This is a genomic window from Erwinia sp. E602 (assembly GCF_018141005.1).
GTDB lineage: Bacteria > Pseudomonadota > Gammaproteobacteria > Enterobacterales > Enterobacteriaceae > Erwinia.
Genome location: NZ_CP046582.1, coordinates 2,949,766 through 2,965,099 on the forward strand (window position 1 = coordinate 2,949,766; position 15,334 = coordinate 2,965,099).

Annotated in this window: 14 protein-coding genes; all 14 read right to left on the bottom strand. The window is 58.9% G+C overall.

Going from position 1 to position 15,334, the window contains the following annotated elements; translation table 11 throughout:
• Positions 1 to 858, bottom strand: coding sequence for a MurR/RpiR family transcriptional regulator (locus GKQ23_RS15000; RefSeq protein ID WP_056236451.1), 858 nt, complete (start codon positions 856 to 858; stop codon positions 1 to 3).
• The gene (locus GKQ23_RS15005; protein ID WP_212408683.1) at positions 858 to 1,829 is read right to left on the bottom strand and encodes an ABC transporter permease; all 972 of its coding nucleotides are present in this window, start codon (positions 1,827 to 1,829) and stop codon (positions 858 to 860) included. The genes GKQ23_RS15000 and GKQ23_RS15005 overlap by 1 nt, the downstream gene beginning before the upstream one ends.
• Before the next feature lie 24 nt (positions 1,830 to 1,853).
• On the bottom strand, positions 1,854 to 3,347 hold the full coding sequence (locus tag GKQ23_RS15010) for a sugar ABC transporter ATP-binding protein (protein ID WP_212408685.1): 1,494 nt from the start codon (positions 3,345 to 3,347) through the stop codon (positions 1,854 to 1,856).
• Positions 3,348 to 3,367: 20 nt separating this feature from the next.
• Positions 3,368 to 4,411, bottom strand: coding sequence for a substrate-binding domain-containing protein (locus GKQ23_RS15015; protein ID WP_212408687.1), 1,044 nt, complete (start codon positions 4,409 to 4,411; stop codon positions 3,368 to 3,370).
• A 44-nt stretch (positions 4,412 to 4,455) separates the two neighbouring features.
• Positions 4,456 to 5,436, bottom strand: coding sequence for a TIM barrel protein (locus GKQ23_RS15020; protein WP_056236459.1), 981 nt, complete (start codon positions 5,434 to 5,436; stop codon positions 4,456 to 4,458).
• A gap of 427 nt (positions 5,437 to 5,863) precedes the next feature.
• Positions 5,864 to 6,706, bottom strand: coding sequence for a BglG family transcription antiterminator LicT (licT, locus tag GKQ23_RS15025; protein ID WP_212411841.1), 843 nt, complete (start codon positions 6,704 to 6,706; stop codon positions 5,864 to 5,866).
• Between the two features lie 43 nt (positions 6,707 to 6,749).
• Entirely contained in the window at positions 6,750 to 8,162 is a 1,413-nt protein-coding gene (locus GKQ23_RS15030; protein ID WP_212408688.1) for a glycoside hydrolase family 1 protein, read from the bottom strand.
• The gene (locus tag GKQ23_RS15035) at positions 8,159 to 10,267 is read right to left on the bottom strand and encodes a glucose PTS transporter subunit IIA (RefSeq protein WP_212408690.1); all 2,109 of its coding nucleotides are present in this window, start codon (positions 10,265 to 10,267) and stop codon (positions 8,159 to 8,161) included. Before GKQ23_RS15035 ends, GKQ23_RS15030 begins: the two co-directional genes overlap by 4 nt.
• A 211-nt stretch (positions 10,268 to 10,478) precedes the next feature.
• Entirely contained in the window at positions 10,479 to 10,826 is a 348-nt protein-coding gene (locus tag GKQ23_RS15040; protein WP_212408691.1) for a hypothetical protein, read from the bottom strand.
• 534 nt (positions 10,827 to 11,360) lie between these two features.
• Positions 11,361 to 12,203, bottom strand: a complete 843-nt coding sequence (locus GKQ23_RS15045) for an ABC transporter substrate-binding protein (protein WP_056236464.1) — start codon at positions 12,201 to 12,203, stop codon at positions 11,361 to 11,363.
• Positions 12,204 to 12,227: 24 nt separating this feature from the next.
• Positions 12,228 to 12,965, bottom strand: coding sequence for an amino acid ABC transporter ATP-binding protein (locus GKQ23_RS15050; protein ID WP_056236466.1), 738 nt, complete (start codon positions 12,963 to 12,965; stop codon positions 12,228 to 12,230).
• Positions 12,966 to 12,968: 3 nt separating this feature from the next.
• On the bottom strand, positions 12,969 to 13,727 hold the full coding sequence (locus tag GKQ23_RS15055) for an amino acid ABC transporter permease (RefSeq protein ID WP_212408693.1): 759 nt from the start codon (positions 13,725 to 13,727) through the stop codon (positions 12,969 to 12,971).
• 5 nt (positions 13,728 to 13,732) lie between these two features.
• Positions 13,733 to 14,434, bottom strand: a complete 702-nt coding sequence (locus GKQ23_RS15060) for an amino acid ABC transporter permease (RefSeq protein WP_056236469.1) — start codon at positions 14,432 to 14,434, stop codon at positions 13,733 to 13,735.
• Between the two features lie 26 nt (positions 14,435 to 14,460).
• Complete coding sequence (locus GKQ23_RS15065; protein ID WP_212408695.1) at positions 14,461 to 15,213, bottom strand: SDR family oxidoreductase; 753 nt, start codon at positions 15,211 to 15,213, stop codon at positions 14,461 to 14,463.
• Positions 15,214 to 15,334: the final 121 nt, after the last annotated feature.

Here is a 15,334-nt window from a genome sequence, read left to right on the forward strand (position 1 = left end):
CTAATATTCTCTGAGGTCCTGGACCGCCTGCTGGGTCTTCATCAGGTTTTTCTCCGCCGTTTTCAGATCCTTCTGCGCTATCGCCACAAACAGGGCATCCAGAATATTCAGCTGGGCGATGCGTGACGCGGCGTTTTCCCCGAGCAGGTGCGATCCCTGAGAGGTTGAAGTGAGCACCACCTGCGCATTACGCGCAATCGGCGACTCGGCGTAGTTGGTAATTGCAATCACTTTGGCCCCGTTACGCGCTGCCAGCTTAATCGGGTCATTCACCGCACGGGTGGCACCGGAATGGCTGATGGCGATCACCGCATCATCATCCGCTAATACCGCCGCCGACATCAGCATAATATGCGCATCGTCATAGACGGTGGTTTTGATACCGATCTTAAGCAGCTTGTGGCTTAAATCCCGCGCAACGGTGGCTGAACCCCCCACCGCGTAGAGATCGATATGCCGCGCCTTAAATAAGATCTCTGCCGCCCGGTTGAACTCAGAAATATCCAGAATCGACATGGTCTCTTCCATGGCCTGAATCGAGGTTCTGAATACTTTTGCCAGTAATTGCTCCGACGAGTCATCCGCTTCAATTTCCGCATGCAGCCCGGCCACTTCTGAATAGTTGTAGAACAGCAGGCTGCTCCTGAACTCACGAAAACCGGAGAAATTCAATTTCTTGGCAATTTTCACCACCATCGCCTCGGAAACATTATTGGCCTGCGCGATCTCTTTAATTGAGGTCTGCTCGGTTAAATCTGTTTTCGAGGTGATTGAATCCACCACTTTTCTTTCCAGCGGGGTCAGGCCGGGTAATCTCATGCGTATTTGAGCGCCAATGGCTCGCGGATCCTGCTTCATTACTTGCCTCGTGTCGCTCTGTCTATCAACATCGCTATGATAATTATAAGGCCGGTGGCAAGCAATTGATAAAACGCCTGAATATTTAGCAGCGTCAGGCCGTTACGCAGCGAACCGAGGATCACCGCGCCGATCAGCGTACCGACAATGCTGCCTTTACCGCCCATCAGCGACGCGCCGCCGATCGCCGCGGCGGCAATCGCATCCAGCTCCCACAGGTTGCCGAGCGTTGGCTCTGCCGCGCCAAGGCGGCCGATCAGGATCAGCGAGGCCAGCGAGGCCAGCAGCCCGGAGATCACATAGACCGTAACCTTGGTACGTTTCACCGGTACCCCGGCGACCCGCGCCGCCTCTTCGTTGCCGCCCACCGCCAGAATATACTCGCCCAGCGGAGTCTTGTTCATCACCACCCACAGCAGCAGCGCAATCGCCACTACGATCAGAATCGGCGCCGGCACGCCGAAAGGCGCGCTGTTAATCAGGTCACGGAACGCCATCGGAATGCCGAAAATCGGGTTACCGTTGGTGAAAATCAGCGACAGCGCGCGGAACAGCGACAGGCCACCGAGGGTAACGATAAACGGCTGCAGCCCGGCATAGGCGATCAGCGTGCCGCTGAACACCCCGCACAGCGCGCCAACGCCCAGCGTGGCCATCACCGCCAGCGGCACCGGCACGCCGGCGACCATCAGCGTGGCACCCAGCACCGCCGACAGCGCTGCGGTCGGCCCCACCGACAGGTCAATACCGCCGGAGATAATCACCAGCGTCATTCCCAGCGCAATAATCGCGTTAATGGAGGACTGCTGCAAAATATTCAGCAGATTTGGCAGCGTCCAGAATACCGGTGACAGCAGCGAGAACGTCACGACAATAATTATCAGGCCAATCAGCGTACCGGCATCGCGCAGATTAAATTTAAACAGCGCGGCGGTGGGCAGCCCAGGTTGAGTCTTATCTTGCGTCATCATGTTATTACCTTAGAAAGTCAATGCTTAAGCCAGTTCGTTAATTGCATAACGGGCGATATTCTCTTCGGTGATTGCATCACCCTGCAGTTCACGGGTTATTTTCCCTTCCCGCATCACCAGAACCCGGTCTGAAATACGCATTATTTCCGGCATCTCGGAGGAGACCACTACAATGGCTTTCCCCTGGCGGGCCAGCTTTTCAATTAAATTATAGATTTCTGATTTGGCACCAATATCAATACCGCGCGTCGGTTCATCAAACAGGAAGACTTTATTATCCGCCGCCACCCAGCGGCCGATAATCACCTTCTGCTGATTGCCGCCGCTTAGGGTGCCGATCGGTTTTTCAATATTTAACGGTCGCAGATTCAGATCGGTCATCACCTGCAGCGCCAGGGCGTCCAGCTTACGCTGCCGCAGCAGCCCCTGACGGGTGAACTGCGCCATCGAGGGCAGCGCCATATTCATCTTTACCGCCCGCTGTTTGATAATGCCCTCTTTTTTACGGTCCTCCGGCACCAGCCCGATACCGGCTCTAATCGCCCGGCTGACGTTGAGATTTTTCACCGCCACGCCGTCGACCCACACCTCACCGCAGCTCTTCTTATCGATGCCGGCGATCAGCTTAAGCAACTCGGTGCGCCCGGCACCGACCAGCCCGGCAATCCCCAGCACTTCGCCGGCGCGCACGCTGAAGCTGGCGGGCAGCACCGCCGTGCCGCGCCCGACGCCCTCCAGCCGCAGCACCTCACGGTCGGTGATATACGACTGATGCTGGACCTTGTCGATCTTACGGCCAACCATTTTGGTGACGATGCTCTCTTCGGTTTCATCACAGATGTTAACCACTCCCACCTGCCTGCCGTCACGCAGGATGGTGGCGCGATCGCAGACTTTGAAGATCTCATTCATCTTGTGCGACACGTAAATCAGCGCCACGTTCATCGCCTTAAGGTCGCCGATCAACTCGGCCAGGCGGTCGAATTCGCGCGGCGTCAGGCTTGAGGTCGGCTCATCCATGGCGATGATTTTTGCTTCATCGAGCAGCGCACGGGCGATCTCGACAATCTGCTGCTGCGAAACCTTGAGATTTTTGATCGGCTCGTCCGGGTCGATGCTCGGATCCAGGCGGCGCAGAATGCTTATGGCTCTGGCATACTGCGCCTTACGGTCAACGAAAAAACCCGCCCCGCGCGTCAGTGGCCGGCCAAGAAACATGTTCTGCGCGACGGAGAGTTCAGGAACGTGCTGTAACTCCTGGTGGATCATGGCAATACCGGCCTGACGGGCAGACAGCGGGTTTTTCATCTGGATGGTGACGCCGTCAACGCAGATCTCACCGCCGTCCGCCAGCCGCACCCCGGAGAGAATATTCAGCAGCGTGGATTTCCCCGCGCCGTTCTCGCCGATCAGTGCATGAACTTCGCCGGGACGCACCGAAAAATCAACGCCCTGTAACGCGGCCGCGCTGCCGTAGCTTTTACTGATAGCGCGCATGGTTAAACTGAACTGTTCCATTATCCCCTCCGTCACCCGCATTACTGCTGCTGTGCCAGCAGCTGACGCAGCTTCGCGTTGTCTTTGGTCGAGAAAGCCTCAGCGTTGTCTTTGGTGATCAGCGCCTGCGGGGTGGAGACCACGCGGGAGATTTTCTGGCCGTTAATCAGACGCAGCATCACTTCCATCGCCACCTCGCCGGTCAGCACCGGGAAACTGTCCACGGTACCGGTCAGCTCACCGCGCCTGATGGAAGCATAGGCGTCGGAGATGCCGTCGGTGCCAAATACGGCGGTCTGCCTGCTTTTATTCTGCGCCCGCACCGCTTCCACCACGCCCAGCGCCATGCCGTCGTTGTTGGCATAGAAGCCGATCAGATCCGGGTGCTGCTGCAGGATGGTGGAGGCGGCGTTATAGGCATTCTCACGACTCCAGTTGGCCGGCACGCTGGCCACCACGGTGAACTTACCGTTTTTGCTGATGGTTTCGCGGAAGCCTTTGGTGCGCTGCCCGGCGGCATAGACGCCCGGCTGCCCCTCAACGATCGCCACCTTGCCGCCCTGCGGATAGTGCTGGATAAACCACTGCGCCACGCGCACGCCGTTATCCTTCTGCACGTTGCCGACGTAGTGTGACACGTTCGGCATCACCGCATCGTTAACGTTAACCACCGGGATGCCTTTGCTTTTGGCCACCTCATAGGCCGGCTGCAGGTTGGCGTCGGTCTGCGGTGAAACCAGCAGGCCGTTAAAGCCCTGCGAGATCAGCGTTTCCGCAATCGACAGCTGGCCCAGCTGATCGTCTTCATTCGCCGCCGCCTGGTACTCAACGGTGAAACCATATTTCGCGCCGCTGGCCTTGTAGCCATCGCCCAGCGATCGCCAGTATTCGTTGGTCAGGGTTTTTGACACGCCACCAATTTTCAGCGTTTTCGCCGGAGCCGGTAACGGGCCATATTTTTCCGTCAGCTGCGTCCAGTCGGTACGATCCGCTTCGGTGTCAGACTGCAACGGTGGCAGATCGGCGGCATACGCGGTGGTGCTCAGCAGGGTAACGGCGAGTACAGAGAGTAAGGTTCTTTTCATGATCGATCCTGATATTGTTGTTAGATGGATTGTCCAGAGAAAAACTATCGTGCCAGCATGATGTCGTTAATAATCTGCTGGGAGGTCACCGCGTCCTGACGGCTGATTGCATCATGCAATTCGGTATTATTATCCAGCCGATCGCACAGTTTCAGTAAACGGGTCACCGTGGCGATGTTGGTTTCGGCTTCGCGGACCGGGTCGAGGCCGCTGGCGTCCGGGAAGGTATCGAAGTAGTAGGCGCCCTTGTAGCCGTCGCGCTTCATCTGCCAGAGGAATTCCAGCGTGGCGCGCGGGTTAACGGCACCGACCATCAGGCCGTCGTCACGTTTTCCCCAGCCGTCATTCAGATCCAGCCCGAGCAGGCGCGAACGGCGTGCCACCATCGCCGCCGCAAAGGCCGGCACCTCATTGGCAAACAGCACGTGGGCAAAATCGAGGGTTACACCGAGGTTCGGGCAACCGGCTTCTTCCACCGCCAGCAGGCAGGTGGTGACGTTGGGGAAGATGGCAAAGGCACGCGGCTCGTTGGGCTTGTACTCGATGCTGACGTCCATATCGCCGGCATATTCCGCCACTTCACGCACGGCGCTGACCGCGTCTTCCCAGATCTTCTTGTAATCCGCCTGGAAGCAGTAGTCGAAACCATCCTGCCCCATCCACAGGGTCATAATGCTGGCACCGAACTCGCGACCGGCGTCGATGCCGCGCTTGGTCAGCTCGATCGCCTGGCGGCGCACTTTCGGGTCCGGGTTGGTGTAGGCACCGATTTTAAATTCTGGCGCATCCCAGCGCATCTGCATGCCGTTTACCGCCAACCCGACGTCCGCGATCTTCTGCCGCATGGTGTTGATATCGTCAGTGATGTGCTGCGGATAGTTTAAATCGAGGTGGGTCAGCCCCTTCGCGGTGGCCGCACGCTCAATCATCTGCAGCACGGTAGGCTTGCCCTTCAGCTCCGGCCAGTAGCGCCAGGCCCCGGAGGCAAAGGAGTTAAGGCGGGTGGCAAATTTCAGTTCCGACATGGCATGTCCTTGATCAGGTTGTTTGTGAATTACTTTACAACTTCACGATTATTTGTGAACAAGTGCATTAATATCACTGTGCTTCTGCGACGGCAAGCCCGGGTGAGGGATTAATCACCGATTTGAGACGCGATTCACGAATTTTTAACGTGGAGGAACGCGAGATTATCGCGGCCCGCAGGGTGCGCAGGGTGCGCCTGCAGGCTTTATGGCAGATGGCAGATGACAGATGACAGATGGAGAGTGTTACAGGACAAAGGGAACGGACAAATGTACGATGCCAGATGCCAGACAGTTGCTTTCAGCCTTGGATCGTTAGCAAAGACAGCCGGGAAGTACACAACCTGACTCAGTGCAGGAAAGGATGGCGCGAGTTAAAGCAAAGGCGGCAAGTGTGGCAGGCGCGCTTCGCCTGCCCCTCCTCCGCCTACGGTTCATCCGGGCTGGCGATACGCACCAGGTGGATCATCAGATAGAGTAATTCGTCGCTGGTCAGCGTTACCTGGAGCAGGTTATGAACATATTCGGCGATCAGCTGGCTGGCGCGGTAGTGGCGCGGATACTCGCGGCTGACCTGGGCGAAGATAAAGTCCTCTCTGGCGACGATCTGCCGCCCCTCGATCATCCGCTGAATAAAGAACTGCAGGTGGGTGAGGAAACGCTGGTAGTTAAGTGAATCCTCATCCAGCGTCACGTTAAAGTGATACTTAACGATATTGAAAATATCCTTCAGCATCTTCACCGACAGCAGGGTCGATTCCATATTCTGCACGTCGGTCTGGCCATTGACCAGGTGAAAGGCGATATTGCCCGCCTCCTCGTCCGGCAGCCAGATATTCAGCTGCTGGTTGAGGCCGGCGACCGCCTGCTGCGCCACGCTGAACTCACGCGGGTAGAAACGTTTCACCTCGGCCAGCAGACGGTTCTGGATCACCATGCCCTTCTGGAAACGCTCAATGGCAAAACAGATATGGTCCACCAGGGTAAAGAACAGCTGCTCGCTGAAGCGGGCGTTGAGCCGCGTGCTGGCATCGTCGATCAGCGCCTGCACCAGCGGCAGCAGGTATTCCGGCGAGTTGGCGATCACCCGCAGGTAGTCCCGCGAGGTCTGGCTGCCCTGTACCACGAAGATCTTCTCGATTTTCTCCGGGTCCAGGGTATCGCCGACGTTGCTGTTAAAGCCGATGCCTTTACCCATCACAATAACTTCGTCATGGCCGGGCGTGCTGGATAACACCAGACTGTTATTCAGCACTTTGGCTACCGTCATTTTTTCCATTTCACCACCCGGCCATTATCTGTCTGGCTCTGTTTTACAAGGTCTGACCGTTGCTGGCAATCACCCGCTGATACCAGCCGAAACTCTGCTTGCGGATGCGCCGCAGATCCTTCAGGTCATGCTCGCCGCGGTTAACGTAAACAAAGCCGTAGCGTTTACCGTACCCCTGATGGGTGCTGACCACATCGATCGCTGACCACGGGCAGTAGCCCATCACCGGCACGCCGTCCGCCAGCGCCAGCTGCACCTGCTGAATATGCTGGCGCAGAAAGTCGATGCGGTAATCATCGGCGATGGTTCCGTCAGCCTGCAGTTCATCCGGCGCACCGATGCCGTTTTCCGTGATCAGGATCGGCAGATGATAACGCTCGTACGTCTTGCGCAGCGTCAGGCGCAGCCCGACCGGGTCAACCACCCAGCCGTAGCGGGTTTTGCCGACGAACGGATTCTCCGCCGCGCGGTACACCCCCGGCTCCCCCAGCATGATCTGCTGATCCCCGGCGCGTGCGCTGACGTCTGACGCATCGCCGCGGCTGGCGGCAATGGTCGCCGTCGAGTAGTAGTTGATGGCGACATAGTCCGGCTTGCCCTGCAGCAGGATCGCCGCATCCCCCTCGGCCATGTCCGGGGCAAGGCCGCGATCGGTAAGGTAGCGCCAGTGCAGCATGTTATAACGCCCGTGCACCGCCAGGTCGAGGAAGCTCCAGCCGCGCAACGTTTCCCAGTTATGCGCGGCGATGGCATCTTCCGGCTTACAGTGTTCCGGATACATTGAGGTGGTGTTAATCGCCGGGCCGATCTTCGCCGCCGGCAGCATCCGGTGGCACAGTGCCATTACCTGCGCCTGCGCCAGCATCATATGGTGGTTCTGCTGCCACAGCGATTTCGCCGTCGGTGGCACCCCGCCCGGCGGCAGGCCGACGGCGCCGGGGTGCAGGATCAGCGTATTCTGCTCGTTGATGGTCAGCCAGTGGCGCACGCTGTCGCCAAACAGGCTGAACAGCGTGCGCGCGTAGTCAACAAAGGCGTCGATGGTTGCCCGGTTCTCCCAGCCGCCCTGCTGCTGCAGGCACCAGGGCAGATCAAAGTGATACAGCGTGGCGATCGGCTCAATGCCGTGGCGGTTAAGCTCGTCGATCAGCCGCCGGTAAAACGCCACTCCGGCCGGGTTCACCTCGCCGGTGCCGCCGGGAATGATCCGCGTCCAGGCGATGGAGAAGCGGTAGGCTTTCAGTCCGAGTTCGGCAAACAGCCGTACATCCTCAATGCAGCGGTGGTAGTGGTCGCTGGCGACGGTAAAGTCTGCGGTGTCGGCTGAATGCTGGTACATGTCAATCACAGACGCGCTTTTGCCGTCTTCATTCCACGCCCCCTCCACCTGATACGCTGAAGTGGAGGCACCCCATAAAAAGCCTGCCGGAAACGGCGACGGTTGTTGATAGATCATGCTGTTTTCTCCCCTGACCGGGCGCTCAGCGCCAGCAGCGCTGCACCGGTCTCCACCTGACCGCTGGCGGTGACGGCAGTGACGGCAGTGACGGACTGATAATCTTCACTGTTAACCACCAGCACCGGCGTTATCAGCGGATAGCCAGCCGCCGCGATCGCCGCGATATCGAAGGTGACCAGCACCTCACCGACGCTGACCCGATCGCCCACCTGCAGTGACGAGGTAAAGTGTTCACCGTTAAGATTAACGGTATCGATGCCGATATGGATCAGCACTTCCGCCCCGCCGTCAGACCTGATGCCCACCGCGTGTTTTGACGGCAGGAAGGTCATCACCTCACCCGCCACCGGCGAGACCAGCACGCCGCGATCCGGTTCGATCGCCACGCCCTGGCCGAGCAGACCAAGGGAGAACACGTCATCCGGCACCGCCGACAGCGGCAGCACCCGTCCGCTTAACGGGCTGAGCAGGGTTTCGCTGCGCAGGGCATTGGCCTGCGGTGTCTGAACCGCACTACTACAGGACGCAGTTGCCAACGTGGCGCCCTCACCGCTGTCCGGCAACGACTGCACTGAAGCACAAGTTGCCCGGGCCTGGACGGTGCCCATCATACTGGCCTTCACGGGTTGGCTGGCTAAGCCATTAACGCCCGCGGCCTGAGCAGCGGTCACGCCAGCAGCCTGCGCTGCGCGGGTAGCTTCGCCCTGACGCGCAGTCTCTGCCGCATCCTGTTGTGGTGCATCCGCAACCGGCTGCGGATCGTCAAAACCGAGCACCCAGGTCAGCGCAAATGTGACCACGATGGCAATCAGACAGGTGATCAGCGCGTGGACGATGTTCATCGGATTTTCCCCGATAAAGGCCGGCAGCGCCGCCAGCCCCGGTGAGACAAAGGCGTAACGCACTACGCCGCTCAGTCCGGCGTAAATCCCGGCGCAGCCGCCGCCGATCATTGCGGCAATCAGCGGTCGTTTCAGCTTCAGCGTCACCCCGTACAGCGAAGGCTCGGTGATCCCCAGCAGCGCGGTAAAACCGGCGGACGACGCCAGCTGCTTCAGATCTTTGTTTTTGGTTTTCAGCGCCACGCACAGGGTAGCGGCACCCTGGGCAATGTTTGACGCCAGCATCCCCGGACCGTTGATGGTTTCAAAGCCCTGGCGGCTCAGCTGCATGGTGGCAATCGGCGTCATCGCCCACGCCGTGCCGGTGATCACCAGGAACGGCTGCAGCCCGCCCATCAGCATCGGAATCAGCCAGCTGGCACGGCCATCGATCGCCGCCGCGCCGGTGGCCACCAGGTCGTTAAGCAGAATGCCAAACGGCCCGATTGCCACCAGCGCCAGCGGTGCGGTAACCAGCAGCACGATCATCGGTTTGGTAAAGAAGGTGATCATCGACGGCGACACCCGCTCGGCGAACCGTTCCACCCACGACATAATCCACACGGTGAAGATGATCGGCAGTACCGAACCGGCATAGTCGGCCAGCCGTACGTCGATACCGATAAAGGTAATCTCACCGCCCTTCGCCAGCATCTGCGCCAGGTTCGGGTGCAGCAGTGCCCCGGCTATGGTCATCGCCAGGATTGGGTTACAGGCGAATTTGATCGCCGCGCCGTAAGCCAGCAGTACCGGCAGGAAGAAAAACGCGGCATCGGCAATGGTATCCAGCAGCTGATAGGTGGTACTGGCGGCGGTAATCAGCCCGCTCAGTTTGAGGATCGCCAGCAGCGCTTTGATCATCCCGGCCCCGGTAATCGCCGGGATCACCGGGGTAAAGGTGGTGGAGATCACGCTGATAATCTGGCTGAACACCCCGCCTTTGCTGGCGCTGGCCACCGGCTTCACGCCGGCTGTGCCGCTGCCGGCATCCAGCATGGTGCGGTAGGTTTGCTGTACCTGGTTGCCGATCACAATCTGAAACTGGCCGCCGCTCTCCACCACCCCGATCACCCCAGGCAGCTGCTCTATCGCTTTGTCCTGTACCTGACTGCGGTCGCTGAATTCAAGACGCAGGCGCGTGGCGCAGTGCGTTAACCTGATAATATTCGCCTTACCGCCGCACAGCGCGATAATGTCGTGGCCGAGCTGTTTATAATTCATACTTCACCCCTGAAAAAAACCAAAAAAAAAGACCAAAATAGAAATGCCCCCCAAAAAATAAGGGTGAGCATTTTTATTTTGGTCTTGCCTGCATTACCAGTGACATGCCGTGATAAAAACGAGCGGCAACCTGTACTGCCGTTGCGCCGCGATTATCGTCAGCGTTAGCGCGGCCTGGCAAGTCTGGAGAGATCAGAATGGGATCTGGTTCTCATCTTTTCTTAGGGATGACGGTATCCGTGCCTTCTGCCACCCTCCTTGCTTCCAGCAGATCGCTCTTTCTGCCATGAGGCAGGCTTCCTTCAAAAGAGCGATTCCACGGCCACTCTGAACCATAAATGCTCTCAAGTGCATCTGAAACCGCATTACGAATCACCACTTCACATACCTGTAAAGGTGCCAGTAGCGCGCCCGAAATGACCGCGTTCCAGGTATATAAGCCCAGCGGGGCGGGGTCATCCACACTTTTCGTCACCACTGCACGTTCAAAAGTTGACAGCCTGGCATCAGATAATGCCCGCCGAACGGCCCGGATAACGGATTCTTGCTGAGTTGACATGTACGCTTCCCTCGTTTTATAGTCTGCAACGTGAGCCACGGGATTCGCGGGCGAAAGCCTCCCCCCGGGACAATAGTAAGAAGTACAACAAAACCCGCTCTGCGGGTTTTGTTGTTTTTATAGCTGCAGGATTGAGCAGAACATCTGTTTTTCGTCAGACTGCAGGGGGCATTTCACCCCGCCAGCAAAGGTTCTTCGTGATCCTGTTACTCCTTTCCTGACCGAATCTACACCTGCTTTCCGCGTGTGAAAATCCTCATTCCAGGCCTGTAGCGCACCTTTGCGAGCCCCCACGCAACGCTTCTGCACGGGCTGCAAACCGGCCATTTGGCCTGTGAAGAACGTTTCATCTCTATCCGGCGAAAGTCAGTAGTTAGGGATGCGAGACACATTCGGCAAACGTTGAAATAAGGGATGCGTGGCCTGTTCGGTTAAAGCTGAAGTATGGATGCCCGGAGACCTGCTGATTACGGGGGGAGCTGGCGTGCGGTAAGGACGTGTGGGATCCCCCCACACGCCCGGCGATCGGCGGTATTATTCCAGCGCTTCAAACTTCAGCCCGCTGAGCGGCTGCACCTTCTCTTCACGCACCATTTTGTATTCGGTTTGCGGCCCCAGCCAGCGCTGCCAGATGGCGTCGATCTCGCCGTCCTTCTCCATCGTCGCCAGACTTTCGTTGACCTTTTTCAGCAGCGCGTCGTCATCCTTTTTCATCCCCACCGCCACCGGCTCCAGCGCCATCGGCTCTTTGATAATCGCCAGCTTCACGCCGTCGGCACCGGCGCGGTTAACCATCTGCAGCGCGGTCATCCCGTTGGTGACAAAGCCCAGCGACTTATTCTGCTGCAGCGCCAGGTAGGCGGAGGCAGTGTCCTGGAAGGTCACCGGGCGGGCACCGGCCAGGCGGATTGCCTGCTCTGAGGTGGAGCCTTTCGTCGAGCTGAGGCGTTTGTCTTTGAAATCTGCCGGGGTTTTCGCCGCGTTGGCCTCCTTAACGACCAGCACCTCTTTGGCGATATAGTACGGGTCGCTGTAGGCGATCTGCCGCGCGCGGCTTTTGGTGTAAGCGAGGTTGGCGATCAGTACGTCAGCACGTCCGGTGGTCAGAATGGCGATGCGCGCCTCAACCGACACCGGCATCAGGTTAGCTTTTACGCCCAGCTGCTTTGCCAGCGCGTGGCAGAGGTCAACATCCATGCCCGCCAGTTCGCGGGTTTTCGGATCCGGTGAGGAGAACGGCGGCGTGTCGCTGTAAACGCCACAGTTCAGCGATCCACGGCTGGTGATGTCGCTTAAGGTGTCCGCACGGGCGGAGAGACTGGTGCTCAGCAGTAATGGCAAACAGAGTGCCAGTGACAGCGGAAAAGGTTTTCTCATCGTTTTCAGGCTCCGGTTATTATTTTAATGCTGACGCAGGTCAGTGAGGAAACGCTGCGCACGCGGGTGCTGCGGCTGGGTGAAGAAGCTCTGCGGCTGGGCTTTCTCCAGTATTTTGCCTTCATCCATAAACCAGATGGTGTCGGCGACTTCACGGGCAAAATTCATCTCATGGGTAACGCACATCATGGTCATACCTTCGTTCGCCAGGCTGCGCATCACGCTCAGCACTTCGCCGACCATCTCCGGGTCAAGCGCCGAGGTCGGCTCGTCGAACAGCATCACCGGCGGTTTCATCGCAAGCGCGCGGGCAATCGCCACGCGCTGCTGCTGGCCGCCGGAGAGCTGTGCCGGCCACGCGTTAGCCTTGTGCGCCAGCCCGACGCGATCCAGTAGCGCCAGCGCCTGCTGCTTCGCCTCGGCTTTGCGCACGCCCAGCACTTTGACTGGCGAGATCATGATGTTGTCCAGCACCGACAGGTGCGGGAACAGGTTAAAGCTCTGAAACACAAAACCGATGCGCGATCGCAACTGGTTCTGCTGGGTGCTGCTGCCGTGAATGTCCTGGCCGTCAAAGACGATCTGCCCTTCCTGGATCGGCTCCAGCCGGTTAACGGTGCGGATCAGCGTCGATTTGCCGGAACCGGACGGCCCGCACACCACCACCACCTCGCCGCTGTTCACTTCCGCATTGAGATCGGCAAGCGCGTGATAGGCACCGTACCATTTGTTCACCTGGTTAAAGCGAATAATCGGATTCATGCGTTACTCCTCGATAGCGGATTTGGTTGCCAGTGAGACACTGCGCTGCGGCACGGCGGCCTGCTCAGCCCGGTTGCGCCTGGCATTGATGCGTCGTTCCAGCCAGCCGGCGAACCAGGTCAGGCTGAAGCAGATGATGTAGTAACTGATGGCGACAATGGCGAACACCTGAAACGGCTTGGTCAGCAGCTGGTTGTTGACCTGGTTGGCGGCATAGGTCAGCTCCGGCACGTTGATCACGTAGCCGAGGGTACTGTCCTTGATGATGGAGACCAGCTGGCTGACCAGGCTTGGCAGCATATTGAACAGCGCCTGCGGCAGGATCACCTGCCGGAAGGTGCGGGTGTAGCTCATGCCCAGCGCACGGGAGGCTTCGTACTGCCCTTTCGGCAGCGCCTGAATACCGGCACGCACGATTTCGGCAATATAGGCGCTCTCATACACCACCAGCGTGCAGAGCATGGTGCCGAAGCCGCTCAGCGTGTGCCCCAGCACCAGCGGCACGCAGAAGTAGGTCCAGAACACCACCATCAGCAGCGGCACGCCGCGCAGCACGTAAACCCAGGCGGTGGCCGGCCAGCGCAGAATGCGGAACGGCGAGATACGGGCCATACCGAGCAGCACGCCCACCGGCAGCGCCAGCACAATCGCCGACAGCGACACCAGCAGCGTACAGAGCACTCCGCCCAGCGGGCCGTTGGGGTACTGCCCCATCAGGAACAGCATGCCGTTCTGCTGTAAAATCGTCAGCATTTCACTCATTCAGCCTACCTCGCAGTGACACGGTGGAAACGCTGCGCCAGCAGCGCGCCTGCGGCCATCAGCAGCAGGGAGAAGACCAGGTAACAGAACGTCGAGACCAGATACGCTTCGAAGGTGCGGAAGGTGTAGTTCTCGATTTCCCGGGTCACGTAGGTCAGGTCGGCAACGCCTATCACCATCGCCAGGCTGGTATTTTTAAACAGCAGCACGGTGTGGTTAATCAGGGCCGGCAGCGCGTTGCGCACCCCCTGCGGCAGAATAATCAGCCGCATTGACTGCACGTAGCTCATGCCCAGCGCGCGTGCCGCCTCGCTCTGCCCGTCCGGCGTGGCGCGCAGGCCGCTGCGGATATCCTCCGAGAAGTAGGCCGACTGGCACATGCCCAGCGCCACCAGCGAGAACAGGAACTCGGCGTTGAACTCGTTCAGCCACATCTGCACCGACTCCGGCAGCAGCGTGGGGATGGCGAAATACCACATCATCAGCTGGATCAGGGTCGGCACGTTGCGGTGGTAAGAGACCCAGGCCGCCACCAGCCACTCCAGTGGCCGCACTCTGGTCAGGCGGATCACCACCAGCACCATCGCCAGCACCATCGCCAGCAGCCAGGCACCCACCGCCAGCTGCAGCGTCAGCCACATGCCGTCAAGGATCATATGCCCGTACTGGCCGTGCAGAATGACGCTAAAATCGAGTGAACCGTTCATCAGCAAGGCCCTCAGTCAGTTACGCGTTAGCGCGGTGCATCACCGGGACGCATGATGGACAGCCCGCCCGGCACCTGCAGCGTCGGGGTGATCTCGATATTGCCAATGTTCACCGCCACCGGTGCCGCGATGGCGAAGGCCACGGTGTCGGCAATGTCTTTGGCCGTCGGCAGCTCGAAGCCGTCGATAAACTGCTTACGCGCGCCCTCTTTATCGCCGCTGACGTTGCCGAAGATGTCGGTGGCAACGCGTCCCGGACACACTTCGGTGATGCGCACGCGCTTGCCGTAGCAGTCGACGCGCAGCTGGCGCGACAGCGCATGTACACCGGCTTTGGTGGCGTGGTAGATCGAGTTGCCACCGAAGTTGTAGATCGCGGCAATCGAGGTGATGTTGATGACGTGGCCGCGATCGCGATCGACCATGCCCGGCACCAGCAGGCGGCACAGGTGCAGCACCGCACGCAGGTTAACGTCGACCTGGGTCTCAATATGCTGCGCTTCGGACTGCAGGATTGAGCCCGGGTGCGAGACGCCGGCGTTGTTAACCAGAATGTCGATCTCCAGGTTCTGGCACAGTTCAGTCAGCGCCGCCACGTCAGAGACGTCGATGGCGTGCGGAATACAGCCGGTACGCGCGGCCAGCTGCTCCAGTTCGTTGTGGCGACGCGCCACGGCATGAACGACGATCCCTTCCTGGCACAAACGCTCAACGATCGCTTCACCCATTCCGGCTGAAGCACCGGTAACCAGCGCGGTTTTATAATCTGCAAACGGCATAGACTTCTCCTGATGTTCTTTTTGCTCTGTTTTGACTCTATCCGCTCATCGCGGTGAGGGGTAAGAGGGAAAGGCTTTAGGGCAATAAGGCTGCCTTATAGCGGCTATAGTAATAAGCTAT

Excerpts from the sequence above, each read along its gene's own strand:
- GKQ23_RS15000 (WP_056236451.1), bottom strand. The coding sequence starts at position 858 with ATGAAGCAGGATCCGCGAGCCATTGGCGCTCAAATACGCATGAGATTA.
- GKQ23_RS15005 (WP_212408683.1), bottom strand. The coding sequence starts at position 1,829 with ATGATGACGCAAGATAAGACTCAACCTGGGCTGCCCACCGCCGCGCTG.
- GKQ23_RS15010 (WP_212408685.1), bottom strand. The coding sequence starts at position 3,347 with ATGGAACAGTTCAGTTTAACCATGCGCGCTATCAGTAAAAGCTACGGC.
- GKQ23_RS15015 (WP_212408687.1), bottom strand. The coding sequence starts at position 4,411 with ATGAAAAGAACCTTACTCTCTGTACTCGCCGTTACCCTGCTGAGCACC.
- GKQ23_RS15020 (WP_056236459.1), bottom strand. The coding sequence starts at position 5,436 with ATGTCGGAACTGAAATTTGCCACCCGCCTTAACTCCTTTGCCTCCGGG.
- licT (WP_212411841.1), bottom strand. The coding sequence starts at position 6,706 with ATGACGGTAGCCAAAGTGCTGAATAACAGTCTGGTGTTATCCAGCACG.
- GKQ23_RS15030 (WP_212408688.1), bottom strand. The coding sequence starts at position 8,162 with ATGATCTATCAACAACCGTCGCCGTTTCCGGCAGGCTTTTTATGGGGT.
- GKQ23_RS15035 (WP_212408690.1), bottom strand. The coding sequence starts at position 10,267 with ATGAATTATAAACAGCTCGGCCACGACATTATCGCGCTGTGCGGCGGT.
- GKQ23_RS15040 (WP_212408691.1), bottom strand. The coding sequence starts at position 10,826 with ATGTCAACTCAGCAAGAATCCGTTATCCGGGCCGTTCGGCGGGCATTA.
- GKQ23_RS15045 (WP_056236464.1), bottom strand. The coding sequence starts at position 12,203 with ATGAGAAAACCTTTTCCGCTGTCACTGGCACTCTGTTTGCCATTACTG.
- GKQ23_RS15050 (WP_056236466.1), bottom strand. The coding sequence starts at position 12,965 with ATGAATCCGATTATTCGCTTTAACCAGGTGAACAAATGGTACGGTGCC.
- GKQ23_RS15055 (WP_212408693.1), bottom strand. The coding sequence starts at position 13,727 with ATGAGTGAAATGCTGACGATTTTACAGCAGAACGGCATGCTGTTCCTG.
- GKQ23_RS15060 (WP_056236469.1), bottom strand. The coding sequence starts at position 14,434 with ATGAACGGTTCACTCGATTTTAGCGTCATTCTGCACGGCCAGTACGGG.
- GKQ23_RS15065 (WP_212408695.1), bottom strand. The coding sequence starts at position 15,213 with ATGCCGTTTGCAGATTATAAAACCGCGCTGGTTACCGGTGCTTCAGCC.